This is a genomic window from Streptomyces sp. PL-29, from assembly GCF_058344425.1.
Genome location: NZ_CP136996.1, coordinates 830,058 through 855,884 on the forward strand (window position 1 = coordinate 830,058; position 25,827 = coordinate 855,884).

A 25,827-nucleotide genomic window follows, 5' to 3' on the forward strand; every position below is an offset into this window, starting at 1 on the left:
CGCGGTCGGCGTCGTCGTCACCGTCATCCTCCTGAACCTCGCGGCCATCATCCTCATGAACACGGTCGGCCCGTGACCGTGTGACGCCGGCCGGTCCGCCCCCGAACCGCCCCCGATCCGCCCCGGCCCACCGGGGGCGGATCCGTCGCGTGCGCGGAAGCCGCGTCCCGCACCCCCTCCCGCACCGGAACCCGGGGGCGGCATTTCTGACATGTCATCAACTCTCCTGGTGTGAAGGCCCGTTCGAGTAACCCACCCAGCCGTTGCAGGCTGCGCGCACCCTTGCCGCGGAGCCCTGGTTCGCGAATGATGCTCCGGGCGTGCCGGTGGACGGTGGCCCCACCGGTCCGCCGTCCTCGAACCCGACCGGCCAGGAGGCCTGTTGTGCGGACCAACCGTCGCATCCGGAGATCCCTCGTCGTCGTCGGCGCTGCCCTCGCGCTCGTCGTCGGCGTCCCCCAGGCGGCCTTCGCGGCTCCGCCCCCGGCGCTGCCCGGCCAGGCCGAGGCGATCGAGACGACCTTCCAGCCCGCCTACGACTACGACACCGACGGCTGCTACCCGACACCCGCGATAGGCCCGACCGGGATCCTGAACGGCGGGCTCAAGCCCACCGGGGCCCTCAACGGCAACTGCCGGGACGCCTCGGACCTCGCCAACACCAACGGCTACTCGCGATGGAAGTGCAACAACGGCTGGTGCGCCGTGCTCTACGCGCTGTACTTCGAGAAGGACCAGGCGATCCCCTTCATCAGCCTCGGGGGCCACCGCCACGACTGGGAGCACGTGGCGGTGTGGATCCAGGGCGGTGAGGCACAGTACGTCGCCACCTCCGAGCACGGCGACTTCGTGGTCCACTCGCGCGACCGGATCCGATGGACCGGCACCCACCCCAAGATCGTCTACCACAAGGACGGTATCGGCACGCACTGCTTCCGCGCCGCGAACTCCAACGACGAACCGCCGGAGAACCACCGCGGCACCTGGCAGTACCCCACGCTCGTCGGCTGGTCGGGCTACCCCGGGACGCTCCGGGACACCCTCAGTCAGGCCGACTTCGGCAGCGCGCACTTCGGCCTGAAGGACGGATCCTTCGCGTCCCACCTCGCGAAGGCCAAGCCTGCGGGGATCCCCTTCGACCCGTACCAGGAGCCGTGAGCCGACCCGCGCCGCACGTCCCGCCCACCCCACCCGTGCCGTGCCGTGCCGTGCCGTGCCGTGCCGCCGTATGATCGGGGGCGCGTCGGCCCCGGCCGTCACCCCCCTGACGAGACAGGCGAGGACGTGCACGTGCACAGGACCGTCACCGAGCTCGCGGACGGCCGCGAGCTCATCTACTACGACAGCGAGCCCGGCCGGGACCGCGGCGCCGCGGACCTGCGTCCCCCGGACCGGATCGAGAGCACCCCCGAGCTGCGCCGGGACCCGGCCACCGGCGACTGGGTGACCATCGCCGCCCACCGGCAGTCCCGCACCTACCACCCCCCGGCGGACGCCTGCCCGCTCTGCCCCTCCCGGGACGGCCGGCAGAGCGAGATCCCGGCAGCCGACTACGAGGTGGCCGTCTTCGAGAACCGCTTCCCATCCCTCGCCGGCGAGGCCGGCCGGTGCGAGGTGGTGTGCTTCACCCCCGAGCACGGCGCCGGCTTCGCCGATCTCACGCCGCGGCGGGCCCGGCTGGTACTGGACGCCTGGACCGACCGCACCGCCGAACTGTCCGCCCGCCCCGGCGTACGGCAGGTGTACTGCTTCGAGAACCGTGGTGCGGAGATCGGCGTGACGCTGGCCCACCCGCACGGTCAGATCTACGCCTTCTCCACCACCACGCCGCGCACCGCCAAGCACCTCGCCGCCGCCTCCGCGCACCGCGCCCGCACCGGGCGCAACCTCTTCGAGGACATCCTCGCGGAGGCCCGCGCGGCCACCGATCGCGTGGTCCTCGCCGGGGAGCACTGGACGGCCTTCGTCCCGTACGCCGCGCGCTGGCCCTACGAGGTCCACCTCCACCCGCACCGCAGGGTCCCCGATCTGACCCGGCTCACCGAGGCGGAGCGCGCCGAGTTCCCCGTCCTGTACCTGGACCTGCTGCGCCGCTTCGACCGGCTCTTCGGGCTGGCCGCGCCCACCCCCTACATCGCGGCCTGGCACCAGGCGCCGGTCATCGGGGGTGGGGAACTCGCCCTGCACCTGGAGCTGTTCACCGTCCGGCGGACCGCCGACAGGCTCAAGTACACCGCAGGGACCGAGGCCGGCATGGAGGCCTTCATGAACGACGTGGCGCCGGAGGCGGCGGCCCGACGGCTGCGGGAGGTCTTGTGACCGCGAGCGCGACCGTCACGGCGGCACGCATCGACCCTGTGCGGCGGGAGTTCGAGCGGATCCACGGCCGCGCCCCCGACGGGGTCTGGGCCGCCCCGGGCCGCGTCAACCTCATCGGCGAGCACACCGACTACAACGACGGCTTCGCGCTCCCGATGGCGCTGCCGCACACCGCGATGCTGGCGGCCCGCCGCCGCCAGGACGGACTGCTGCGCCTGCACAGCGCCCAGGGCGATGGCCGGATCACGGAGCTGACGGTGGCGGACCTCTCGCCCGGCACCGTCGGCGGCTGGGCCCGGTACGCCGCCGGGGTGGTAGGGGCGCTGCGGGAGCGGGGCCTGCCGGCGGGCGGCGCCGACGTGCACCTGGACAGCACCGTGCCGACGGGCGCCGGCCTTTCGTCCTCCGCGGCCCTCGCATGTGCGGTCGCCGTCGCGTACGACGACCTGTACGCGCTGCGGCTGTCAGGGCCCGAGCTGGCGCGTGTGGCGCAGTACGCCGAGAACGCCTTCGCCGGTGTGCCCTGCGGGGTCATGGACCAGATGGCCTCGGTCTGCTGCACGGAGGGCAGCGCGCTGCACCTCGACAGCCGCAGCCTGGCCGTCCGGCAGGTCCCCTTCGACCTCACCGGGCACGGCCTGCGGCTGCTGGTGCTCGACACCCGGGTCGCGCACGACCTCGCCGACGGGGCGTACGCGGCGCTCCGCGCGGGGTGCGAACGCGCGGCGGGACTGCTGGGCGTGCCCGCCCTGCGGGACCTCTCCGAGACGGATCTGCCGGGCGCGCTCGCGCGACTGCCCGGCGCGCTCGCGCCGCTGGTCCGGCACGTCGTCACCGAGAACGCCCGGGTCGGGCGGGCGGTCGACCTGCTGACGGCCGGCCGGCCGGAGGCGCTGGGGCCGCTGCTGAGCGCCGGACACGCCTCCCTGCGGGACGACTACCGGGTCTCCTGCCCCGAGACCGACCTGGCAGTGGAGGCCGCCGTCGCCGCGGGCGCCCTGGGCGCCCGGATGACCGGTGGCGGCTTCGGCGGCTCCGTGATCGCGCTGGTCCCGGTCGCGGCCGCCGGACCGGTGGCCCGGGCGGTGACGGCCGCCTTCGCGGCCGCCGGCTTCGCGCCGCCGGACGTGCTGGAGGCCGTGCCGTCGGCGGGGGCCCGACGCGTCGGCTGACCCGCGCGGTCGACGGCACGGCTGCCGCCGGGTGCCGGCCCGCCGCCCGGGGGCCGGTGAAGACTCCGCCCCGGGCGAAGGGAGCCGGTGCCGCATCTCGGCCCCGGCCCCCATGATGCGGTCCTCGACGGCGGCGGCGAGGACCGGGCCGCACCGGCCGACCTGCATCTGCGCGTGGAGGAAGGCCAGGCCATCGCCCGCCATGGCCTCGGCGAACGGGGTGAAGGTCTCCTGCAGGACTGCCGGCCAGTCGGTGACGGGGCGGACCGGACTGCCCGGGTCGGAACATGACCCGGCGGTGAAGTCCTTCAGCTGGATGCGGGTGCCGCGCGGGCGTGCGCTCTCGGGGCCGAGGGGGCGTACGACCCGGGCGTTGACCACGTCGTGTGCGGCGACGAGCTTGGCGGCCGGTTCGGCGGCCTCATCCGTGACGCTGTCACGGAGCCCGTAGGCGAAGACCTTCACGGTGCCGCGTCCACGTCGGGTCAGGGTGGGAATGAGGGTGCGCTCAGGTTGGTGACCACGTCGCTGCGTAGGACTCTCTCATCCTTCTTGCCGCCCCAGCGCCGGTCCTTGTCGTGCGGCTGTCGGTCGGCCCGCGCCGATGGTCCGCGAGCGGTGCGCGTGTCCTCATCCGGCGCCCCGGGCCGGCCGTGGCCGAACCTTGGTGCCGGGTGACGGGGTTTTAGGATCGGGGCATGGCCACACGACTCGTGCAGATCAACATGAAGGCCCACGACGACTCCGCGCTGGGGCGGTTCTGGGCGGAGGCGCTCGGCTGGGGCATGGACAGCGAGGGCCCCGGCGTGACCAATCTCGAACCCGTGGGTTTCACCTATCCCCATCCCTCGGCCGTCTGCATCGACCTCATCGCCCGCCCGGAACCTAAGACGGTGAAGAACCGGGTGCACCTCGATCTGGCCACCACCTCGGCCGCCCATCAGGCGGAACTCGTCGCGCGCCTCAAGGACTTGGGGGCGAAGCCCGCCGACGTGGGTCAGGGAGACGTCCCCTGGACCGTGATGGCAGATCCGGAGGGCAACGAGTTCTGCGTCCTGGAGCCCCGGCCGATCTACCGGGACACCGGGCCGATCGCCGCGGTGGTGGTGGACTGCGCCGATCCGCGGGCGATGGCCCGCTTCTGGGGCGAGGCGATGGACTGGACGGTGCACGAGGTCACCGACGGCCAGGCGACCCTGCGATCCGCCCAAGGCGTCGGCCCCTACCTGGAGTTCGTCCGAAACCGTGACCCCAAGACCGTGTGGAACCGCGTCCACCTCGACGTGCGGCCGTACCGCGGTGACGACATGCGGACGGAGGAGGCCCGGCTGCGCGCCCTGGGCGCCACCGATCCCGGTATCGACCAGTCCGCGATCTCCTGGACCGTGATGGCCGATCCGGAGGGCAACGAGTTCTGCGTCCTCACCCCGGGCTGAGCAAGCGCCCGTGAGGAGCGGGCAGGGGGTGGGCGGCGACCGGGGCCCGTCCGGCCCGGCCCGCGCGGTCGGGTTCCCCACCGGCGGCCGGGGCGCGGCCCGTCCGTCCCGACCGCCCGTCCCGACCGCCCGGCCCGGGGGAACGGGCCGGGGGAACGGGCCGGGCGCGCGCTGTCGCGGCGGGCCGTCAGCTCCGGCCGAGGTGTCCGGCGCGGTCCTTCCCCGCGGCGACCGCCGAGGCCGCGAGCAGGGTGGCACCGGCGAGGCTGCCCCAGAGGGCGGCGGGGCCTCGGGGCGCGAGAGCGGTGATGACCGCCGGGGAGACGGCGAGGCCGAAGCCCGTGGAAAGCTCGAAGCGGGCGAGGACGCGCCCGAGGGCGTGTGCCGGGGCGAGCGCGGTGACCAGCGCGGTGGCACTGCCGGCGTAGATGATCTCGCCGAGGGTGCAGACGACGGACACCGCGGCGACGGCCGGGGCGCCCCAGCCGCCGCCCAGCGAGGCGGCCGCGAGGAACCCGAGGTAGGAGACGGCGAGCACCACGCCGGCGAGGGCCAGCACGGTCCGCCGGGGAAACCGGGACATCCACACGGTGACCGGTACCTGAAGGGTGACCACGAGCACCGTGTTGGCCACGAAGACGGCCGCCGACCACACCGCGGAGGCGTGCAGTTGGGTCACCAGCACCAGGGGGACCGCGATCTCGGGGACGTTGAGGCAGAAGACGTAGACCACGTTCGCGGCCGCCAGCCCGCCCATCCGGGGCGCCTGGCCCTCCGCCGCGCCATCGGCAGGTGCGGCGGCCGGACGTGCAGACAGGCGGACCGACCAGGCCAGGGCGGCCGCGGTGAGGTAGGCGATCCCGGTGGCGGCCGCCATCGTCCGGAGGGCCGTCGCACCGCCCGTCAGGCACGCCGCGGCGAGGAGCGCGCCCACGCCCAGGCCCGCGTTGCGCAGGGCACGGCCCGCCGCAAGAGCGGTGTCGCGCTCCCGACCGCGGGCGACCGTGGCGACCAGCGCCGCATGGGCAGCCGGCCATGCCTGGTTGCCGACGCCGAGGAGGAGCGCCGCCACCGCGAACAGCCAGACCTGCCCGGCCGCGGTGGCCAGCAGCAGCGCCACGCCCAGCGCCCGCACCAGCATCGCCGCCGCCACGACCGTACTGCGGGCGCCCCGGTCCAGCCATCGGCCCACGGCGGGCATGCACGCCAGGCCGACGACGATGCCGGCCGTCATGGCGACACCGGTCGCCGGACCGGACAGCCGCAGCACCATCACCCCGTACAGCAACAGGAACGGCCGCAGCATGCCGGTACCGAGCGCGTCCACGATCAGGGCGACGGCGTAACGGGGGCCTCCGGAGGCCCGGACCAGGGCACGGGGGCGGATCTTGGTGATGGGTTCCATGGCCTCACCCTGCGTTCGGCCGGCACCCCGGCCGCGCGGGTTGACGTACATCGTCAACCCGGTGGCGCGACCGCCCGTGCGATCGGCGATGCTTGGGCCGGTGACCTTGAGGATCGACATCGGCGGCCTGCCGTCCGAACGGCTGCGGTTCGCCGCCTCCCCGCTGGCCGAGCTGACCGCGATGCTGCACGTGCTGACCGAGCCGGGGCACCATCCGCAGCTCGCCGGCCTGGCCGGGGAGGTACGGGCCGGGATGCCGGCGGAGCTTTCCGAGCGGCTGCGCGAGGCGGACTTCCTCTGGCGTTCCTCACAAGCCGACTTCCTGCTCCCTGCCCGCCCCCGGCCGACCCTCGCCCAGGAGCTGGACGACGTGGACCTGATCGACGACGAGAGGTACGTGACAGCGGCCCTCGTCACCACGTGCGGCAACAACCGGGTCCGCTTCGGGGCGCCTTCACCGTTGAACGACCGGACGGCGCGGGAGCGCGCCCTGGACCTGGCTCAGGCCCGCGGCGTACGGCAGGAGGCCTTCGCGGCACGGCTGCTCGCGGACCCGGCCACCGTACGGGCGAGCCTGCGCGACACCCTCGAACAGTGCGCCGAGGTCTTCTTCGACGCCGCCTGGGCGGACGTCGCGGTACGGCTCGCCACCGACCTGCGGGTGAAGAACGACCTGCTCAGGCGACAGGGCGTGGAAGCGGCGCTCGCGGCGGTCTCCGGCGCGGTCTCGCTGGCTCCGGACGGCGACTGCATCGTCCTGGACAAGCTGCCCGACAAGGCGACCTCCGCCCACGGCCGCGCGGTCACCTTCATACCCAGCGTCTTCGGCGGGCCGCACCTGGCGGTGGTGCACGCGCCCGGCTGGCAGCCGGTGGTGCAGTACCCGGTGGCGGAGCCGGAACCCCCGGAGCCGGTGTCGCTGGAGACGGTCTCCTTCCGGCTGGAGGCGCTCTCGCATCCGGTACGGCTGCGGCTGCTGCGCACCCTCGCCCGCGGCCCGCACACCACCCGCGAACTGGCCCACGCCTGGGAGCTCTCACCGCCGGAGGTGTCCCGGCACCTCGCCGTCCTGCGCCGGGCCGGCCTGCTCACGGCCCGGCGGCGCGGTCGCTACGTCCGCTACACCCTCAGCCTGCCCGACCTGACGTCGCTGGGCGCCGATCTCCTGGCGGCCGTGCTGCGCTGAGCCGCAGCGGGGCGAGTGGGCGCCGGCGGTGGCGCGGAAGGCGTGGCGCAGGTCACGCGGCCCTGCCTGTCACAGCGGACGGGCCACCGGTGTCCTGTGTCCGGAAGCCGACAACCGAGAGAACGGGGAGCCCACCATGACCGAGAACACCGCAGTCGTCGTGATCGGCGGCGGATACGCGGGCGTCATGGCCGCCAACCGCCTGACGCAGCGCACCGGCGTGAGCGTGACGCTGGTCAACCCGCGTCCGGCCTTCGTGGAGCGGATCCGCCTGCACCAGCTGGCCGGCGGCTCCGACGACGCGGTCGTGCAGTACGCGGACGTACTGGGCCCGGACGTCCGCCTGCTGGTCGACAGCGTGACGGGCATCGACGCGGCCGCGCGCCGTGTGACACTGGCCTCCGGCGGCACGGCCGCCTACGACTACCTGGTCTACGCCGTGGGCAGCGGCAGCGCCGACCCGGGGGTGCCGGGGGCCGCGGAGTTCTCCTACCCGGTCAGCACTTTGGAGGAGGCGCGGCGGCTGCGGCCGGTCCTCACGGCGGCGCCCGCTACGGCGGCGGTGACGGTGGTCGGGGCGGGGCCGAGCGGAATCGAGACCGCCGCCGAACTGGCCGAGCAGGGACGGAAGGTGACCCTGGTCTGCGGCGGCGTACTGGGCCCGTACCTGCATGCCCGGGGCCGCCGCTCGGTCGCCCGGCGGCTGGCCGCGCTCGGCGTCGGCGTCGTCGAAGGGCCCGGCGGCAGGGTGACGGCCGTGACCCGCGACCGCATACGTCTGGCCGACGGCCGCGAACTGCCCAGCGACGTCACCGTCTGGACGGCCGGCTTCGGTGTGCCGGACCTGGCCGTACGCAGCGGGCTGAGCACCGACGCGGTGGGCCGGCTCCTCACGGACGAGACGCTGACCAGCGTGGACGACGACCGCATCGTCGCGGCCGGCGACTCGGCGGCCCCCTCGGACCTGCCCCTGCGGATGAGCTGCCAGGCCGCGATACCGCTGGGCGCGCGGGCGGCCGACACGGTGCTCAGCCGGATCGCGGGCGAGCGGCCCGCACCCCTGAACGCGGTGTTCGCGGGTCAGTGCATCAGCCTTGGGCGCCGCGCGGGAATCTTCCAGTTCGCCCGCCGGAACGATGTCGCCGTCCCGTTCCACGTCGCCGGCCGCCCCGGTGCGAAGCTGAAGGAGTTCGTCTGCCGGGGCATCGTCAAGCACCTGGCCGGCGAGGCGCGCGAGCCCGGCTCGTACCGCCTCCACCGCGTCTCGGGCGGGACCGGCCGCCAGGAGCTCCTCGCGGCCGGTCCCGCCCGATCCACCGGCACGGGCGCCCAGCGGCCGACGCAACCGGTCCGGTGACTGCCCGGTCCCGGGCTCGGGGCGGCGCGCCGCACACCCGTGGCGGGCCGATCGGGGCGCTCACCTTCCGGGCTGGGCCTCCCGGTCCGCCGTGAGCCGTTCCTCGGGCCCCGGTTTCTTCACGGTCACGGTGGAATAGCCCGTGTGCACGGCGCCCGCGCCGTCCTGCGGCAGCAACAGGACGGCCGGACGCGGGACGGCGGCGGGGTCGGCCAGCGAGGTCGCCAGCAGGCCGATTCCGCTTCCGATCAGCGCCACGGAAACTGCGGCCAGCACGACACCACGGATCCAGGAATACTCGGACACGACGTTTCTCCGTTTCTCCGTCCGATGCAGAGGCCTTCGGGTGGTCCCGTGAAGGCGTACGTCCAATACACCCGGCGCGCGGATCGCAGTCACGGCACGCAAAGACGTGGCTTGACGCTCGGATCCGGTCTCGTTACCCTGCCCGCCGCACCGGATCGGGGCCGCCTCTCCCGGCCTCTGACACCTGCCGGAAGGCCGGAATCATCAGCCTCGGGGCCGTCTCGCGCGGGCCGGCCGGGCCGGGCGGCCCGCCCGGCAGCCTTGCGTTGGTGCTCCCTGGCCCGCCGGATGATGCTTGTCAGTGGGGCCCCTGGCCGTGCAGGTCCCGTGGGACGGCAGCGACGGATCGAGCGAGGGCGAGATGAGCGGCGATGGAGCAACTTCCCACCTCCCCCGGTGAGCGCCCGCGGCGGACCGGTGCCGCCCGGGGGCCTGCGTACACGGCGACGGCCGCCGTCGACGAGCAGGGCGTCGTCACCGAGTGGGGCGAAGGTGCCGCCCGGCTGCTCGGTTACGCGTCCGCCGAGGTGGTGGGGCGATCCGCCGGGTTCCTGCTGGCCGATCCCGTCGGCGACGCGGCCCGCCGGATCCCGGCCGAGCAGGAGCGGTGGAGTGGCACGGTGGCCCTACGGCACCGGGACGGCGGCCGCCTGGAACAGGGGCTGCTCGCGCACCGCCGGACCTCCACCGGCGGCGCCACCCAGTGGTACGTGGTCTCCGCGGTGGAGGGCCGGCGGGACGGTGACGGCTCCTCGTGGGGTGATCCGCTGCACGCGTGGTCGTTCTCCCAGTCCCCCTGCTTTCTGGCGGTCTTCGACGCCGACCTGCGACTGGTGCGGGCGAACGCGGGCATGGAGCGCACGCTGTCCCTCACGGAGTCCGAGATGGCCGGGCTGCGCCTGCCGGAGATCGCCCCGGACCCGGTGAGCGAGGAGACCGAGCGCAGGATGCGTCTGGCTCTGGAGACCGGGGAGCCGCAGCACATGGAGGCGTTCGTGCGCACCACGGGCGTCAGCGCGGAGCACGGCTGGGCGACCTCGGTGGCACCGCTGCGGGATCCGGGCGGCCGGGTGCGCGCCGTGTGCCTCGCCGCGCACGACCGGACCGGGGCCGAGGTCGAGACGCAGCAGATGTTCCTGCCGGACGCCGCCGGCGCGCGCATCGGGACCAGCGGGGACAGCACCCGCACCGCGCAGGAGCTCGCGGACGTGGCCGTGCCCCGGCTCGCCGACTTCGCGGTCGTCGACCTGCTCGATCCCCTGCCGCGGGGGGACGGCCAGGCCTCCGGCCCGCAGCAGGGTCCGGTCACCGTGTGCCGTACGGCCGTGCGCTCGGCCGTCGAGGGGAGTTCCGAGGGGCGGGTGGCGGTCGGCGAGACGGCTGTCCACCCGCCGCTGTCGCCGCCCGCCCAATGCCTGGCCTCGGGCCGCGGGGCCGTCTACGCGACGACGGCCCCGGCGGTCGCCCAGTGGATGGCGCAGGACCCCGCGGCGGCCTGGCTGGGCGCGCATGGGGCCCACTCGGTGATGGTGGTGCCGATGCACGCCGGCGGCGTCGGCCTCGGCGTCGCCGTGTTCGGCCGCCGCCGCGGCCGGGGTCCCTTCCTGCCACAGGACCTGTCACTGGCCGAGGATCTCGCGGGCCGGGCGGCGGCGAGCATCCACACCGCCCACCGGTCCGCCCGGGAGCACACCAGCACCATGACGCTGCAGCGCAGCCTGCTCCCCCAGGCACTGCCCGACCACCCGGCGCTGGAGACGGCCTCCCGCTACCTGCCGGCCGGTACCGAGGCGGGCGTGGGCGGCGACTGGTTCGACGTGATCCCGCTGTCCGGCGCCCGGGTGGCCCTCGTCGTGGGCGATGTCGTCGGCCACGGCATCCGTGCCTCCGCGACGATGGGCCGGTTGCGCACCGCGGTGCGCACGCTGGCCGACGTGGATCTGCCGCCGGACGAGTTGCTCACCCACCTCGACGACCTGATCATCCATCTGTCCGCGGACGAGGGCGGCCGGGAGGCCGTCGACGAGAGCGCCGGGGGCATCGGTACGACCTGCCTGTACGTGGTCTACGACCCGGTGACCCGGCACTGCACGCTGGCCCGGGCCGGGCACCCGCCGCCGGCGGTGGTCTCCCCGGAGGGTTCCGTGTACCTCCTCGACGTCCCGGCCGGTCCACCGCTGGGCCTGGGCGGCCTGCCCTTCGAGACACTGGACGTCGACCTTCCCGAAGGCAGCGTGCTGACCCTCTACACCGACGGGCTGCTCCAGCCCCGCGAGCGGGACCTCGACGAGGCGCTGGACACCATGTTCGCCGCGCTCGCCCAGCCCGCCTCCACCCTGGACACGGTCTGCGACCGGGTTCTGACGGCCCTGCTGACACACCGCCCCGACGACGACGTGGCCCTGCTCGTCGCACGGACCCGGGCCCTGCACGCCGACAAGGTCGTGGTGTGGGACCTGGCCTCCGATCCCTCCGACGTCTCCCGGGCCCGTCGGCGGACCACCGACCAGCTGACAGCGTGGGGGCTGGAGGATGCCTCGTTCGTCACCGAGCTCCTGGTCAGCGAGCTGGTCACCAATGCCATCCGGTACGGCGAGCCGCCCATCCAGCTACGGCTGATCCACGAGAAGGACACGCTGATCTGCGAGGTCTCCGACGCGAGCAGCACCGCCCCGCACATGCGGCGGGCCCGCACCTTCGACGAGGGCGGGCGCGGTCTGCTGCTGGTGGCGCAGCTCGCCCAGCGCTGGGGCACCCGGCACGCGGCCGTCGGCAAGACGATCTGGGCCGAGCAGTCGCTCCTCGGTTTCTGAGGCTTCTGGGGCTTCTGGGGCTTCTGGGGGCCGTGGGTGACGGGCCCACCCGATCCCGCCCGGACAGCCCTACTGCGGTCCGGGCGGGACGCGGAAGACGGGCAGTGCCCACTCCGGGGGGTCGGGAGGCGGCGCCGTCCGCTCCTGGCTGCGCCGGGGCCGCTGCTCGGTGCGGGGGCCGTGCTCGGTGGCGGCCCGCAGGGCCGCCACGAACTCCAGGCAGGAGCCGTACCGGTCCTCGGGAATCTTCGCCAGGGCCCTGGCGAAGACCTCGTCTGCGGCGGGTGCGATGTCGGGCCGCCGCTCGGTCAGGGGCGGCGGGGCGTCGTACTGGTGCGCCCACAGCAGGGCCGCGTCCTCCTCGCGGACGAAGGGCGGCCCGCCGGCCAGGGTCTCGTAGACGACGCAGGCCAGGCTGTAGAGGTCGCACCTGCCGTCCACCGGCCGACCGGCGATCTGCTCGGGCGCCATGTAGTCGAGCGTGCCGACGAACTCCCCCGCCGTGGTGAACCCGCTCAGCGACAGGGACTTCTTCGTCAGGCCGAAGTCGGTGAGGTAGATGTGCTCCGGATGGTCCCGGTCGGGCCCCGCCGCGACCAGGATGTTGCCGGGTTTGACGTCCCGGTGCACCAGTTCGTGGTCGTGGGCGGCGTCCAGGGCGGACGCCACCTGGGCGGCGATCCGCAGGGCGGTCGGGACGGGCAGCGGACCCTCCCGGTCGAGCAGCCCCCGCAGGTCCAGGCCGGGCACGAAGCGCATGGCGATGTAGAGGACGCCGTCGGTCTCGCCGGCCTCGAAGATCGGCACGATGTGCGGGTGCTCGATCGACGCGGCCACCCTCGACTCGTGGGTGAAGCGGCGCCGGAAGGTGTCGTCCCGCGCCCGCTCCGGGGCGATCAGCTTGATCGCGACCGTGCGGTCCAGCCGCAGGTCCCTGGCGCAGTAGACGACGGCCATGCCACCCCGGCCGATCATGCGCTCGATCTTGTATCCGGCGATCTGCTGCCCGACCAGCCCGGAGGGCCGGCCGGTGTACTGGCTCAGGTCCGCGCCCATCAGGCGCCCCCTTCCTCAGCAGGAATTCTAGTCAGTGGTCCCACCGGACGCCCGGCGGGAAACCGAAGGCGCCTCCCCTACCACGCCATGGGTCATGCCGGAAGGGGATGGACCACCACCATTCACGCGATGCCAGAGCGGCCGGTGGCTGGGTGGTGCGGGCGGGGAATATGCGGGTCCGGCGCCCATGCGCGGGTGGCGCGGATGGCGTTGAGTCGGGGGTGCCGATCGGCCGGCGCCAGTCCTACTCCAGCCGCGCGTCCCGCGCATTCGACCTTTCTAGGAGGTGAACCGGGTGAGCGTACTCAAGCCCCAGAACACGGAGGCCCGCAGGACGCAGCGCGGCCCGGGATACCTGAACTGACCCGACGGATCCGGGCGGGGGTGCTCCCCCGTACCCCGGCCCGGATCCTGTCGTTCCCACCGGCTGCTGCCGGTGGCGGCCCCTCGGACGATCACAGAGGCTGACAGCAGAGATGCGCAACGAACGATGGGTCGACCGCTCCCTCTTCACCTGGAGCGACACGCTGTTCTTCGACCCTCTCGACGTCTTCCACGAGCCGGACCCCGACCACTTCCTGTCCGGATTCGACGCGGCGACCCGGGCGCGCTTCGTCCGGCGCGGCAACCGGTGGAGCCACCGGCACGACCCGGCCCCGCCCGACCAGGGCTGGAAGATTCACATCTCGGCGGGCCGGCGGCAGGTGCGCGAGATCGCCGCATCGGTGATCGGGCATCTGACGGCCCTCGGCACCGACTTCGAGATCGCCCTCGACCCCACCGTCTTCGCGATGCGGGGCGGAGGCCCGCTCGCCACCGTCTACCCGCACGGCGTGGTGGAGTTCAGGAGCTGCTTGGCCGGCCTGGCCCGCCTCCTGGACGGGGCGGAGGGCCCGTCCGTCCCGTCGGACGTGCGCTACCGGGACAGCAAGGCGCTGTACCTGCGCTACGGCCCCTTCCACGCGCCCCGCACCGTCGATGTCCTCGGGCGCCGGCAGCCCCCCGCACCCGACCGGGCGTCCTGGCCGTTCGACGACTGGAAGCCGGCCGACGAGGACGCGGGGGACGGCCTGCTCGGGGGACGCTTCCGGCTGACCGACACGATCCGGTCCTCGCACGACGGCGGCGTCCACACCGCCGAGGACACCGCGGACGACGACCGGAAGGTACTGCTCAAGGAGGCCCGCGACGACGCCGTCGACCTCCTCGGCCGCGAGTGGATGTTCCTGAACCTGCTGGCCGGCGCGGGCTCCTTCCCTGCTCCCGTCGCCACGTTCCAGCACGGCGAACACCACTACATCGCGATGGAGTTCGTCGAAGGCACCGGCCTCGGCCCGCTGCTGCTCGCACGCAACCCGCTCACGCGGCCGGGCTCCGGCCCCGAGCAGTCACGAGCGTACCTGCGGATCTTCCTGACCGTCCTGCGCGGGCTTGCGCGCGCGGTCCGGGCGGCGCACGATCGCGGCGTGGTCCTCGGCGGCTTCACCGCCTCGGACGTCCTCGTCGACCCGGACAGCTACGAGGTGCGCGTCCTCGGCCTGGAGACCTGCCGGCTGCCCGGCGGCGGGACCGGGCCCGGCCATGATCCCGTCGGCACCCCCGGCAGTGGCCCCGCGACCGAGGCCGGGGACCGGTACGCGCTGGCCCGGGTCATGGCCGGGCTGATCCTGCCGATCACGGCCATGTCCGACCTGCGCGAGGACGTCCTGGACCTGTACCGGACCCTCGTCACGGAGGGCCTGGGCTGGCCGGAACGGGTGCACCGTTTGCTGGTGGACCTGGCCCGGGGTCGGATCGGCCTGGTCGGCCTGCTCGACGTGCTGGAGGACGAGGCGGGGCTGCCCGGCCGCGTCGGGCCGGCCGCGCCGCCGCGCCCGGCGGCCGGGGAACGGCCGGAGCCGGGCGGGGCGGAAGCCGCGGTGGCCGCGTTCATCCGGGCCGCCGCGGACACCCGCCGGGACACCTTCTTCCCCGTGGACCCCTTCGCCCACGTCACGAACCCGCTCGGTCTCGGGTCCGGCGCGAGCGGCGTCCTGTGGGCGCTCCACGCCTCCGGCGTGCCCGTCCGGCCCGAATGGCGCGACCGGCTGCGTGCCGAGCTCGCGGAGATCGACCCGGCCCGGTACCCGGACGGCCTCATGAACGGCCTGGCCGGCATCGCCTGGGCGGCCGACGCCCTCGGGCTCGCGGCACCGGCCCGGGAGCTGCTCGACCGGGCCAACCGGCGCGCGGTGGCGAAGCGCGACCACACGTTCCACCACGGCCTCGCCGGAGTGGGCATGACGAACCTGCACTTCTTCCTGCGCGGCCGCGACCCGCACGACCTCGCCGCGGCCCAGCGCTGCGCCCGTGCGCTGCACGACACCGCGCGGCGTGACGAGGACCAGGCCTACTGGCTGACCGGGGCCTGCGCCCGGGGGCCGCTGGCGGGGCTCGGTTCCGGGCAGGCGGGCGTCGCCATGTTCCTCCTGCGGATGCACCAGATCTCGGGCGAGGAGCACCACCTGGAACTGGGTCGGGAGGCACTCGCCTGGGAGATGGCCCGCACCGCGGCGGGCGGCGGGGACGGGGGCACGGGACCGTCCGTCGAGGCGGGTTCGGCGGGCCTGGCGAAGGTGCTGCTGCGCTACGGGGACCTGACCGCGGCCCGTGACGTCCTGCGGAGCCTGGACCTGCGGTGCTGGGCGCGGCCGGGGTACGCGACCGGGATGTGCGGGATCGCCGACACGCTGCTGGACGCGGCGGAGTTCACCGGCGACCCCGCGTACCGCGACACCGCGCTGCGGCAGCTCGACTTCGTCCGGCGGGTCTTTCTCTTCGAGCCCGCGGCGCGCTTCGGTCTGCGCGACGCGGACGGGCGTCCGCTGCTGGGGGTGCCCGGTGAGGGCCTGCAGCGCTGCTCCACCGACTACCTGACCGGCTCGGCCGGTGTGCTGCGGGTGCTCCACCGCGCCGGCTCCGGTGGCCCGGCGGACTTCCTGCTGGACGAGGTCGGCCCGCCGTGACGCGCACTACGTTGCCGACAGGACCCCGCCGGGGTCGCGGGCGGCGCTGGCGAAGGCCCGCCGGTTCGGGTGGCCGGTCTTGTGGAGGACGTTCGCCACGTGCTTCTCGACCGTCCGCAGGGAGATGTGCAGCCGGCCGGCGATGTCCTTGTTGCTGATCCGTTCGGCGACCAGCCGGGCCACCTCGAACTCGCGGACGGTGATGCCGGACCTGCGCAGGTCCGGTGGCACCTGCTCGGTGCCCGTGCGCCGTTGCCGGACCGACGCGCCCATCCCGCGCAGCAGGGCCCGGGCGGCGCCGGCCACCGGATGGAGGCCGGCGCCGTGGAAGTACTCCTCGGCCTCGCGCAGCCACTGGACCGGCGCGCCCCAGCCGTCCTCGTACGCCGACCGGGCCACCAGCCGCATGCCCAGGCAGCGGGCCATGGGGTACGGGGCGGCCGCCGCCAGTGCCTCGGCCGCGACGGCCGTGGCCCGCTCGCGGTGGCCTTCGCGGCCGAGCAGCACGGCGTGGGCGAGGCCCGCGAACTGGCGGTTCCAGCGGCTGCCGCCGGTGGCAGCCTCCGCGATCCCGGGGCAGTGCCGGCGGCCGATCCGTCCGGCCAGGACGCCGAGCAGCACGATGATGCCGTGCCGGCCGAAGTCTCCGGCGGCCGGGTTCTCGGCGTCGTGGGCGAGCGCCTGTGCGAGCTCCGCCTCCGCGGCGTCGTGCCGCTCCTCCAGCAGTGAGCAGAAGGCCCGGGCCGTTCCGTACGACAGGGCGCGCAGGCCGGGCGCGGCGTCGAGGAGCGGCTCCAGGCGTTCCAGCGCCCCGTGCATCTCGGCGCGGCGTCCCTGGTGGGCGTACCGTACGGCGTCGGCGAGCCGGAGCATCGCCAGGGACCGGCCCAGTCCGGGCCCGGACGCCTCGGCCGCCGCTTCGATGATCCCGTCGCGAGCCTCGTCGAAGGCGCACCGCCGGATCCGCTCCAGGGCGAGCGCCGAGCCGGCCTCAAGGGCCAGCGGCAGCAGGCCCCGGCGGTGGGCTTCCCGGCCGGCCTGCTCCAGGCGGGTCGGCCGGTGGTCGTGGCCCGCCGCCGTGATCGCCAGCTGCACCTCGGCCTCGCTGCGCGGTACGGGGAGCCGGTGCGCGAGGGCGATCGCGCGGGCCCGCTCGAAGTGGGCCGTCGCCGCGGTCTCGTCCTCGTGCCGGGCCAGCTGTCCGAGCAGCAGCAGGGCTCTGCACACCACGTCGGGCCGGTCTGCGCCGCGGGCGGCGTCCACCGCCCGGCGGGCGAGCCGGGCCGCGGTGTGCAGCCGGTCGGGGTCGAGCCTGCCCAGCTCGGCGTGGGCGGCGGCGAGGTCGACGAAGGCGGTGTGGCCGTCCGCGGGATGGCCGGTGAGGAGCGAGCGGGCCGTGTCGAGGTGGCGGAGGGCCTCGGCGGGGCGGCCGGTGAGGGTGGCGATGGTGCCGAGCCGGGCGTGGATCCCGGCCCGCCGCGCGGCGGGGACGCCCTGCTCGACGGCGGGCGGGCGGGGTAACCGGTCGAGGTGGGCCGAGTGGGCGGCCGCGTCCAGCAGCAGCTCCAGCACCGTGGCGTGCAGCGCGGGGGCGGCGGCCGGTTCGAGGAGGGCGTGGGCCCTGGTGAGCAGTTCCAGGGCCCGCTCCAGTGGCAGCTGCTCCGCGGTCCGCTCCAGGGCGACCTCTTCCATCGCCCGCTGCGCCGCTTCGCCGTACAGGCGGGCGGCTTCGAGGTCTTCGCCGGCGTGCTCGTGCAGCCGGGCGGCGTGAGCCCGCCAGACTCCGGGAAGTCCCGGGTGCAGGTGGGCGAGGGCGCGGGCGGCGCGGCGCGCGTGCCGGGCGCGTTCGCCCGGCCCGAGACCGTCGAGGAGCGCCTCGGCCGCCAGCGGGGAGCGGAAGGCGTACCACCGGGTGCCCGGCCCGTCCGGCGTGATCAGGCACGCGGCGAGGGCGGCGCGCAGGACCTCGGACAGGGCGGTGTGGTCGACGCCCAGCGCGTGCTCCAGTACCGGCAGGGGGAAGCGCCGGCCGAACAGGGCTGCCGTGCCCAGGAACCGCGTGCCGAGCGGCCCGAGCGCTTCGGTACGGCGCCTGACGTCGTCGGCGACGGCGGCGGGTACGGACGGGGCCCGCTCACCGCGGTCGGCGGGGCGGGCGGCGTGGTCGTGCACGAGCTCCTTGACGACGAAGGGGATTCCGGCGCTGTCGGTCACCGCACGGTGGAGGAGGCCGGGGCAGACCTCCACCGGTGCGACGCCCAGTTCGGCCGCGACGAGGAGGCGGACTTCGGGGCGGGTCAGCGGCTTCAGGTCGAGGATCTCCGCCGCTTCCCGCTGGCGTGCCCGCACGGCCAGCTCGGCGGCGGCGCGGGGGGTGCCGCCCACGACGAGCAGGAGCACGGCCGGCTGCTGGCCGATGTTGTCGAGGAGGTATTCGACGACGGCCAGGGTCCCGGCGTCGGCATCGTGCAGGTCGTCGAGGACAAGCAGGCAGCCCCGCTCCCGGCCGACGGCGGCGAGCAGCCGCAACACCGTTTCGGCCACCGCGATGTGCGAGACGGCCGCGTGCCCGCCGGTCCCGGTCTCCGGAGTGTCGCTCAGCAGGCGGGCCAGGACGGGGCAGTGGGCGCCCGATTCCCCGGGATCGGGCAGCAGGCCGGCGCGTGCGAGCAGGAGCAGCGCCTCGACGAGCGGCCGGTAGGGGACGGGCGGGCCGACGGTACTGGCCCGCCCGCGCAGGGTGATCATGTCGGTCGCGGCAGCCGCGGCGAGGGCTTCGGTGGCCAGTCGGGTCTTGCCGACTCCGGGTTCGCCGGTGATGAAGAGGGCTCCGCCCCGCCCGGAGCGGGCGGCGGCCAGCGCGTCCGCGATCCGCGCGGTCTCGGCCGTGCGCCCGATCAGTCGCCCCCGCCCCCGGTGCGGGCCGCCGACACGGCCCGTGGCGGTACGGTCTTCGGCAGGCCCTGCAGGCCGTGCCGGCCAGAGTGCGGTCACCGGCTCGTCCCCTTCCCGGCGGGCCGTCCGGGGCACCGCCGGTTCGACGGTACGGGGGTGCCGCTTGCCCCCTGTAGCCGTCCGTTTGGGGGGCTTGCGCCGGGGTCAGCCCCCCTCCAGGCTGTCCTCCCGTACCCGCAGGGCGAGGTCGAGCTTGGTGTAGGTGGGGCGGCCGGCCTGCTGGTACTTGGCCTTGACGCGGTCCAGGTAGTCCTTGGCCGTGTGGACGGTGATGCCCGCGCGCCGGGCGGCGGACTTCAGGGTCATGCCGGACGCGTAGTCGAGCAGGATCTGCCGCTCCCGGGGCGAGAGCCGCGGGCGGGCGGGGCTGTCGTCGTACGCACAGGCGAAGGCGAGTTCCATGGAAGGGGTGCCCCTGCCCTCCGCGAGGTCCCTCACGGCGGCCACCAGGGTCGGCAGGTCGTGGTCCTTGGTCAGGTACCCGTCGGCGCCGGCCCGGATCGCCTCGATGATCCGGGAGCGGTCCGGCACCGTGCTGATCATGAGGACGCGGCTGCCGGTGCGCAGCACCCTGCGGATGTTGTCGGCGGGGTCCGAGCCGTCCCGCAGGACGAGGTCGAGGAGGACGACGTCGGCCGGGGGTCCGGCCGCGCCGTCGGGGGCGTGGGGGCCGTCCGTGCCGTCGGGGTGGTACGGATTCCGGTCCGCGAGGAGTTCGCCGACGGTGCCGGCGGTCGCGACGAGTCGCAGGTCCGGCACGTCGCCGAGCCAGGCCCGCAGTCCGTCGCGGAGCATCCGGTCGTCGTCGACGACCGCGACCGTGATCACCCCGGCCATCTGAGCTCCACGCGCACTCCCTCGCCGGGGGCGGTGTCCACGGTGGCACGGCCGCCCGCCTCGGTCATCCGGCCGTGGACGGAGCCGCGCAGGCCGAGGCCCGGCTCGCACCGGGCCGGGTCGAATCCGGGTCCCCGGTCGACGACGGTGACGACCGCTCCGCCCTTTCCGTCCGGGTCGCCGGTGGCGGTGAGGTACGCGTGGCCGGTTCCGGCGTGCCTGCGCACGTTGTTGAGGGCTTCCCGTACGGCGTGGCCCAGTGCGGCGGCGACCTCGGGCGGTACCTGCGGCAGGGCGTGGTACTGGGCGGTGACCCGCAGTCCGAGGCTCTCCACGGATCCGACCGCCTCCTCCAGGGCTGCGCCGATCTCCCGGTGCGGCGTCTCGTCGGCGGTCTGCTGGATCAGGCGGCGCAGGTAGGCGGCCTCGCGGGCGCACCGCTGCCGCACCTCGGGGGCGTTGGCGTCGACGGTACCGGCCGCCAGGGTGGTCAGGGTGGCAAGGACCGTGTCGTGCAGGGCCCGGTGGTGTTCGAGGCGTTCGGCGTAGCGGGCCCGGTGTGCTTCCGCGGTCAGCGCGCGGGCGTTGGCCTCGTCCACGAGGCGGCCCTGGCGGAGCAGGTACCAGCGGAAGGCGTACGTCATCACGGCAGAGGACACCAGCGAGTTGAGGTGGCCGACGACGACGGCGGGAGTCGCGCCTACGGCCTGGTAGCCGATGAAGTGGGTCACTACGAGGAGCCCCACCACGACGACGGCGTGGAGGCGGTCCAGGGCGATGGCCGCGGTGGCGCTCGCCGATCCGCCGAGCAGCATCGCCCAGGCGATGGTGGGGGGTTCGCGCACGCCTCCCCAGGCGCACAGGGCCAGGGGCAGGACGCATCCGGTCACGATGACGTCGGCCCAGATGTGCCGCCGGTCGAACCGGCCGCGGCGCAGAGCGGTGCCGTAGGTGAGTGCGCTCAGGCCCAACGCCGCGGCAAGGCCGAGGTGTTGGAGGGGGAGGTGCCACGGGCGGTGGGCAACGGCCATGACCGCGACGGTGAGGTGGCTGGCCCGGTAGAGCAGGGTGGCCACGATCAGGAAGGACTGGGCCCGGTCCGTCCCCGACCTCACGGAGGTCGTTGCGCGCAGTGCTCGTATGCGGCGTATCTGTAAGGACCGCAACGCCAGGACCACTCCTCCCCAAGCCGTGGGCGGCGCGGTGTCCCGGGGGTGTGCCGTGGGGGACGGATGTGCCGCGAAGCCCGTAATTGCCAGTGACACCAGGCATTTTGCCCGAGCGGGTGCACACCAGGAAGGCGGGTCCCGGACGGCCGGCGGCCGACCGAGGCCGATTCGAACGTCACCGCCCGCCGCGGATGGCCAGGCAGCGCCGGGCAGCGCCGGGCCGGGCGGGAAGCCGCCGGACGGGACCGTCGAAGAGACCGTCCTGCCCCCTCCCCTCCCCCGATTGACATTCCCGCACCTCAAGTGCAAGCGTAAAGCTGCACAGCGAGTGCAATATGTTGCCATCGAGTCACGGAGGGCCCGGATGTTCCTGACGATGGGGCGCTGGTGCGCCCGTCGGCCGAAACGGGTGATCGGGGCCTGGCTGCTGCTGCTCCTCGTGCTCGGCGGCGGCCTCACCGCCTACGGCCGCGTGACCAGCGAGGCGGTGACCATCCCGGGCAGCGACAGTCAGGCCGCCCTCGACACGGCGGCGACTGCCTTCCCAGGCCCCGCCTCCGGCAACCAGCCGCTCGTCCTGCGCACCGGACCCGACGGCCCCGCCCTCACCGGCGAGAGCGCCCGGAACGCCGTCGAGCGCAGCGCCCGGGCCATCGCCGAGGTGCCGCACGTCGTGAGCGTGATCTCGCCGTACGAGCGGGCCGGTACCGCCGCGATGAGCGCGGACGGGCACACGGCCTACCTCTCCGTCGGGCTCGACGTGACCGGTCGCGACATCACCGCCGAACTCTCCGAGCGGATCACCGGCGCCGCCGGGCCGGCCGCAGCGGCCGGCATCGAGGTCACCCCGGGCGGCGACCTCGCGGCCGCCGTCGACCGGCCGGACACCGGGCACAGCGAGCTCATCGGACTCGCGGCCGCCGCCGTGATCCTCTTCGCGGGCTTCCGGAAGGCGGCGGCGGCCGGGCTTCCCCTGGTCATCGGCGTCACCGGGCTGATCGCCTCGCTGACCGCCATCGGCCTGGCCGGACACCTCATGGACATGCCGTCGTCCGCCACCACCATCGCCGCGATGATCGGCCTGGGCGTCGGGATCGACTACACACTGTTCTGCCTCACCCGGTTCCGGGAGTTGCGCGGCCGGGACGTGCCGGCCGCCGAGGCCGCCGCCCTGGCGACCGCCACCGCCGGGAAGGCCTCCGCGTTCGCCGGATGCGCGGTGATCGCGGCGCTGGCCGGGCTCGCGCTGGGTGGGCTGCCGCTGCTGCGTGCCCTGGCGCTGGCCCCGGCGATCGCGGTGCTGGCCGCCGTGGCCGCCACCCTCACCCTGCTGCCCGCCCTGCTGAGCCTGCTGGCCCGGTTCCTCGGCGCCGCCCGGGAGGAGGGAGCCATCGCGCACGACGGGACGGACCCGCCGGCAGCCACGGGCCGCGGCTGGCAGCGCATCGCCGAGCGCGTCACGGCTCGCCCCTGGCGTCACCTGCTCGCCGGCCTCACCCTGCTCCTGCTGCTCGCCGCCCCGGCCAGCCAGTTGTCCTTCGGTCAGCTCGATGCCGGGGACAAGCCCATCGGCTCGGCCAGCCGCACTGCCTACGAGCAGCTCTCGGACGCGTTCGGCCCCGGCGTCAACGGCCCCCTCCAAATCGTCGACACCCTGACGGCGCCCGCCGCGGGGCCGCAGGACGCCCGTATCGCCGAGGTCTCCGCCGCCCTGGCCGCCACCCCCGGCGTGGCCTCGGTCAGCCCGGCACAGCTCACCGCGGACGGCCGCACCGTCCGCTGGCAGGTCACGCCCGCCACCGCCCCGGGCGACCCGGCGACCGCCCGCCTGGTCGCCACCCTGCGCACGGACACCCTGCCCGCAGCCACCGCCGACGGCGCGGGGAGCGCGCACGTCGGCGGCGTCGCCGCGGTGGTGACCGATCTCAACGACCGCCTCGCGGACCGGCTGCCCGCCGTGATCGGTACCGTGGTGCTCGTGGCGGGACTGCTGCTGCTGGCCGCCTTCCGCTCACCGCTCCTCGCGCTGAAGGCCGCCGTGCTGAACCTGCTGTCGGTGGCCGCCGCGTACGGGGTGCTCACCGCGGTGTTCCAGTGGGGCTGGGGCGCGCGGCTCATCGGCCTGGAAGGGCCGGTGCCCGTACCTGGTTACGTACCGCTGGTGATGTTCGCCGTCCTGTTCGGACTCTCCATGGACTACGAGGTGTTCCTGCTGACCTCGGTGCGCGAGAAGTGGCTGGTGGGCGGCGACAGCCGGCAGGCGGTCGTCGGGGGCCTCGCCTCGACCGGTCGGATCATCACCTCCGCCGCCCTGATCATGGTGAGTGTGTTCCTCGCGTACCTGCTCTCGGACGACCCCGTGGTGAAGATGTTCGGCACCGGACTGGCCGCGGCCGTGGCCCTCGACGTCACCGTCGTGCGCGGCCTGCTGGTCCCCACCACCATGGCGCTGCTCGGGGACCGCGGCTGGTGGCTGCCCCGCCGCCTCGACCGGTTCCTGCCCGAACTCGACATCGAGGGCCACTCCCACACCCTGCCGGCCGGAGGACTCCAGAGCCTCCCCGCACCCGAAGCCGGCACGGCCGACGCCGCCGGCCCCCTTCCCACACGGTGAGGTTCCGCATGCTCCCCCGCACCACCACCCGCCCCGGCGACACAACGGACCGCAGGCCGGACGGGCCCGCCGCCCGCCCGACCCGACCGCGCCACCGCCGCGCCCTGACGGCGGCAGGACTGGCCGCCGTACTCCTGCTCGCGCTGCCCGTCACCGACTCGGTCGCCCGCGACCTGGCGGAGAAGCGGCTCGCGGACCGGATCAGTGCGCGGCAGGCGAACCTCGCGGGACGCCCCGACGTCTCCATCGAGGGGGTGCCCTTCCTCCTGCAGGCCGCCCGCGAGCGCTATCCCGAGGTGCGGGTGCGGGCCGACGCGACGACCGACCGGGGCACCCCGGTCACGGCCGACATCACCTTCGACGACGTCTCCCGCGAGGGCGACGGCTACCGGGCGGACTCGGCCTCGGCCCGCTTCACCGCCCCGTACTCCTCGCTGGCCGACGGAACGGACGGCACCCGGATCTCCGACGCCGGCAACGGCCAACTGCTCATCAGCCGCAGCGTGCTGGGGGCGCCCGTGGTGCTCACGGCGGGGCTCGAACTCCACGACGGCGTCCTCTCCCTGCGTCCGACGGCCGCCTCGGTGGCGGGCCGGGCCCTGGATCCGGCCAGCCCACTCATCGCCCAGGCGCTCGCCCGGCAGACCCGGACCCTGCCCGAACTGCCCCTCGGCTTGCGCCCCTCGGGGGTGTCGGTGGGCGCGGACGGCGTGACCGTCACCGCGCGGGCCGAGAAGGTCAGCGCCGTCTGAGCCGTCCGCCGGCGGCGCTCAGCCCCGCGGGCCGTCCGCCGCCGCCAGCAGGTTCAGCACGGTGGCCTCCATCGCCGCGCGCGCTTCCTGCGGACTCTTGCCACCGGAGCGCCAGTGGTTCCAGACCCCCCAGGTGGTAACGGCGTCCAGGCCGTCGAGGAGTTCGGCCGCCCGGCTCTCGTCCAGGCGGCCGAGTTCCTCCGCGAAGATCTCGGCGACACGGCGCCGGGCCTCCGCGAACGCCTCGTCGGTGACCTGCTGGATGCGCGGCGAGGGATGGTCGATCCGCATCAGGGTCAGCCGTGCCGGGGTGATCCACTCCAGGATCCGCGCCCGCTGTTCGGCGAGCGCCGCCACCCGGGCCCGGCGGGGCCCGGTATCCGGCAGCGGCCTGATCTGCTCGGCCAGTTGCTCAAGCCGACGGGTGATGGCGAGGTCGACCAGTTCGGACATGTCGGCGAAGTGGTGGAAGACCAGCCGTCGGGAGACGCCCGCGCGCTCGGCGACGCGCTCGGCCGGGAACTCCACCGCTCCCTCGTCGAGCAGCGCGAGCAGGGCGTCCACGATCTTGTCCCGGGTGCGGCGTCCGCGCTCGGTCCGCCCGTCCACCCGGACCGGCACCGGGCCGGGTACCCGATCGTCCTCCTGCGCCACCGCAGCTCCCTCCGCCGTACGCCTCGACGGTATTTTCGCACCCCCGGCACGGCTCACGCGTACTTCGCGACGCCCGGATCCGCGGCGGGCGCTCCGGCGGCGAAGCGGTGGCGCATCCGGTGCAGACCGCGCCGGGTGTGGCTCTTGACCGTGCCGAGCGGCATGCCGGTGCGCTCGGCGATCTGGGTCTGGGTGAGGTCCCCGTAGAAGGCCATGGCCAGTACCTCCCGCTGCGGGCGGGGCAGTCTCGCGAGTTCGCCGGTGACGATCAGCCGGTCCAGGACCGCTTCGGGGCCCTCCGCCGGCTCGTCCGCCGGCGGCAGGGCGGCACCGGCCGCGCTGACCAGGTCGAGGCGCCGGGTGCGCTCCGTGAGCGCGTCGGCGATCTTGCGCCGGGTGATGCCGACGAGCCAGCCGGGGAAGGCGCCGCGCTCGGGCCGGTAGCCGGCCCGACCGCGCCACGCGGCCAGGAAGACCTGCTGGCTGACGTCCTCGGCCTCGCGGGGATCCCCGAGCGTGCGGGCCGCGAGGGTCTGGACGAGGCCGCCCCAACGGCGGTACGCGGCGGCCAGGCACTTCTCGTCGCCGCGCACGAAGCCCTCGGCGACCTCGTGGTCGAGGAGGCGCTCCCCGGTCGCGGGGGACGGCTGGGCGGTGGCGCTCAGGACGGTCATGGCGGCTGCTCCTCGAGCCGGGACCGGAACGGGCCGGTCGGCGGGCGGGTGCCCCGCCCCGTGGTGCGCCGGGGCGGGGCCCCTCCAGATTCCGGCCCGTGCACGCTTCCGCACCAC

Annotated in this window: 18 protein-coding genes; 10 read left to right on the plus strand and 8 right to left on the minus strand. The window is 74.8% G+C overall.

The genetic code is table 11. From position 1 onward, the window contains the following. Positions 1–384: 384 nt before the first annotated feature. The 4 genes from R4Z63_RS03755 to R4Z63_RS03770 all read left to right on the plus strand — a co-directional run bounded on the left by R4Z63_RS03755 (position 385) and on the right by R4Z63_RS03770 (position 4,927). Positions 385–1,158 (plus strand): NPP1 family protein, encoded by a 774-nt coding sequence (locus tag R4Z63_RS03755; RefSeq protein ID WP_037928909.1) that lies wholly within the window; start codon positions 385–387, stop codon positions 1,156–1,158. A 132-nt stretch (positions 1,159–1,290) separates the two neighbouring features. Next, positions 1,291–2,319, plus strand: coding sequence for a galactose-1-phosphate uridylyltransferase (gene galT, locus R4Z63_RS03760; protein ID WP_384454046.1), 1,029 nt, complete (start codon positions 1,291–1,293; stop codon positions 2,317–2,319). Continuing rightward, entirely contained in the window at positions 2,316–3,491 is a 1,176-nt protein-coding gene (gene galK, locus R4Z63_RS03765) for a galactokinase (RefSeq protein WP_384682653.1), read from the plus strand. The genes galT and galK overlap by 4 nt, the downstream gene beginning before the upstream one ends. 698 nt (positions 3,492–4,189) lie before the next feature. Then, positions 4,190–4,927 carry a VOC family protein gene (locus R4Z63_RS03770; RefSeq protein WP_037928916.1) on the plus strand — a complete coding sequence of 246 codons (738 nt, stop codon included), beginning with the start codon at positions 4,190–4,192 and terminating at the stop codon, positions 4,925–4,927. 187 nt (positions 4,928–5,114) lie between these two features. On the opposite strand, the gene R4Z63_RS03775 is transcribed toward R4Z63_RS03770, so the two are convergent. Then, complete coding sequence (locus R4Z63_RS03775; protein WP_384456545.1) at positions 5,115–6,332, minus strand: MFS transporter; 1,218 nt, start codon at positions 6,330–6,332, stop codon at positions 5,115–5,117. A 100-nt stretch (positions 6,333–6,432) separates the two neighbouring features. Here R4Z63_RS03775 and R4Z63_RS03780 point away from each other — a divergent pair, with 100 nt between their 5' ends. Together R4Z63_RS03780 and R4Z63_RS03785 are read left to right on the plus strand one after the other, a co-directional pair. After that, positions 6,433–7,518, plus strand: a complete 1,086-nt coding sequence (locus tag R4Z63_RS03780) for a DUF5937 family protein (RefSeq protein ID WP_384456548.1) — start codon at positions 6,433–6,435, stop codon at positions 7,516–7,518. A gap of 136 nt (positions 7,519–7,654) precedes the next feature. Then, positions 7,655–8,875 (plus strand): NAD(P)/FAD-dependent oxidoreductase, encoded by a 1,221-nt coding sequence (locus R4Z63_RS03785; RefSeq protein ID WP_386504970.1) that lies wholly within the window; start codon positions 7,655–7,657, stop codon positions 8,873–8,875. Between the two features lie 60 nt (positions 8,876–8,935). On the opposite strand, the gene R4Z63_RS03790 is transcribed toward R4Z63_RS03785, so the two are convergent. Continuing rightward, the gene (locus R4Z63_RS03790) at positions 8,936–9,181 is read right to left on the minus strand and encodes a hypothetical protein (RefSeq protein WP_384455137.1); all 246 of its coding nucleotides are present in this window, start codon (positions 9,179–9,181) and stop codon (positions 8,936–8,938) included. A 371-nt stretch (positions 9,182–9,552) separates the two neighbouring features. Here R4Z63_RS03790 and R4Z63_RS03795 point away from each other — a divergent pair, with 371 nt between their 5' ends. Continuing rightward, complete coding sequence (locus R4Z63_RS03795) at positions 9,553–11,994, plus strand: SpoIIE family protein phosphatase (RefSeq protein WP_384455134.1); 2,442 nt, start codon at positions 9,553–9,555, stop codon at positions 11,992–11,994. Between the two features lie 69 nt (positions 11,995–12,063). On the opposite strand, the gene R4Z63_RS03800 is transcribed toward R4Z63_RS03795, so the two are convergent. Next, positions 12,064–13,050: a serine/threonine-protein kinase gene (locus R4Z63_RS03800; protein WP_384455131.1), complete on the minus strand. Its 987-nt coding sequence runs from the start codon at positions 13,048–13,050 to the stop codon at positions 12,064–12,066. A gap of 476 nt (positions 13,051–13,526) precedes the next feature. Here R4Z63_RS03800 and R4Z63_RS03805 point away from each other — a divergent pair, with 476 nt between their 5' ends. Continuing rightward, a complete protein-coding gene (locus R4Z63_RS03805; protein ID WP_384455129.1) occupies positions 13,527–16,055 on the plus strand; it encodes a class III lanthionine synthetase LanKC N-terminal domain-containing protein in 2,529 nt (842 codons plus the stop codon). Between the two features lie 6 nt (positions 16,056–16,061). Here R4Z63_RS03805 and R4Z63_RS03810 read toward each other — a convergent pair whose 3' ends face one another. The 3 genes from R4Z63_RS03810 to R4Z63_RS03820 form a co-directional block, all read right to left on the minus strand. After that, positions 16,062–19,049, minus strand: coding sequence for a helix-turn-helix transcriptional regulator (locus R4Z63_RS03810; RefSeq protein WP_384455126.1), 2,988 nt, complete (start codon positions 19,047–19,049; stop codon positions 16,062–16,064). Between the two features lie 105 nt (positions 19,050–19,154). Next, positions 19,155–19,847, minus strand: a complete 693-nt coding sequence (locus tag R4Z63_RS03815) for a response regulator (protein ID WP_384455123.1) — start codon at positions 19,845–19,847, stop codon at positions 19,155–19,157. Continuing rightward, a complete protein-coding gene (locus R4Z63_RS03820; RefSeq protein ID WP_384455121.1) occupies positions 19,835–20,962 on the minus strand; it encodes a sensor histidine kinase in 1,128 nt (375 codons plus the stop codon). The genes R4Z63_RS03815 and R4Z63_RS03820 overlap by 13 nt, the downstream gene beginning before the upstream one ends. A 418-nt stretch (positions 20,963–21,380) precedes the next feature. On the opposite strand from R4Z63_RS03820, the gene R4Z63_RS03825 reads away from it, so the two are divergent. Both R4Z63_RS03825 and R4Z63_RS03830 read left to right on the plus strand, forming a co-directional pair. Further along, positions 21,381–23,630 (plus strand): MMPL family transporter, encoded by a 2,250-nt coding sequence (locus R4Z63_RS03825; protein ID WP_384455118.1) that lies wholly within the window; start codon positions 21,381–21,383, stop codon positions 23,628–23,630. Positions 23,631–23,638: 8 nt separating this feature from the next. Next, positions 23,639–24,382, plus strand: coding sequence for an LmeA family phospholipid-binding protein (locus R4Z63_RS03830; protein WP_384455115.1), 744 nt, complete (start codon positions 23,639–23,641; stop codon positions 24,380–24,382). An 18-nt stretch (positions 24,383–24,400) separates the two neighbouring features. Here R4Z63_RS03830 and R4Z63_RS03835 read toward each other — a convergent pair whose 3' ends face one another. Both R4Z63_RS03835 and R4Z63_RS03840 read right to left on the minus strand, forming a co-directional pair. After that, positions 24,401–25,036 (minus strand): TetR/AcrR family transcriptional regulator, encoded by a 636-nt coding sequence (locus R4Z63_RS03835; RefSeq protein ID WP_384455112.1) that lies wholly within the window; start codon positions 25,034–25,036, stop codon positions 24,401–24,403. A gap of 53 nt (positions 25,037–25,089) precedes the next feature. Then, positions 25,090–25,710, minus strand: a complete 621-nt coding sequence (locus tag R4Z63_RS03840) for a sigma-70 family RNA polymerase sigma factor (protein ID WP_384455109.1) — start codon at positions 25,708–25,710, stop codon at positions 25,090–25,092. Between the last annotated feature and the right edge of the window lie 117 nt (positions 25,711–25,827).

Excerpts from the sequence above, each read along its gene's own strand:
- R4Z63_RS03795 (WP_384455134.1), top strand. The coding sequence starts at position 9,553 with ATGGAGCAACTTCCCACCTCCCCCGGTGAGCGCCCGCGGCGGACCGGT.
- R4Z63_RS03770 (WP_037928916.1), top strand. The coding sequence starts at position 4,190 with ATGGCCACACGACTCGTGCAGATCAACATGAAGGCCCACGACGACTCC.
- R4Z63_RS03830 (WP_384455115.1), top strand. The coding sequence starts at position 23,639 with ATGCTCCCCCGCACCACCACCCGCCCCGGCGACACAACGGACCGCAGG.
- R4Z63_RS03815 (WP_384455123.1), bottom strand. The coding sequence starts at position 19,847 with ATGGCCGGGGTGATCACGGTCGCGGTCGTCGACGACGACCGGATGCTC.
- R4Z63_RS03840 (WP_384455109.1), bottom strand. The coding sequence starts at position 25,710 with ATGACCGTCCTGAGCGCCACCGCCCAGCCGTCCCCCGCGACCGGGGAG.
- R4Z63_RS03805 (WP_384455129.1), top strand. The coding sequence starts at position 13,527 with ATGCGCAACGAACGATGGGTCGACCGCTCCCTCTTCACCTGGAGCGAC.
- R4Z63_RS03800 (WP_384455131.1), bottom strand. The coding sequence starts at position 13,050 with ATGGGCGCGGACCTGAGCCAGTACACCGGCCGGCCCTCCGGGCTGGTC.
- R4Z63_RS03825 (WP_384455118.1), top strand. The coding sequence starts at position 21,381 with ATGTTCCTGACGATGGGGCGCTGGTGCGCCCGTCGGCCGAAACGGGTG.
- R4Z63_RS03785 (WP_386504970.1), top strand. The coding sequence starts at position 7,655 with ATGACCGAGAACACCGCAGTCGTCGTGATCGGCGGCGGATACGCGGGC.
- R4Z63_RS03775 (WP_384456545.1), bottom strand. The coding sequence starts at position 6,332 with ATGGAACCCATCACCAAGATCCGCCCCCGTGCCCTGGTCCGGGCCTCC.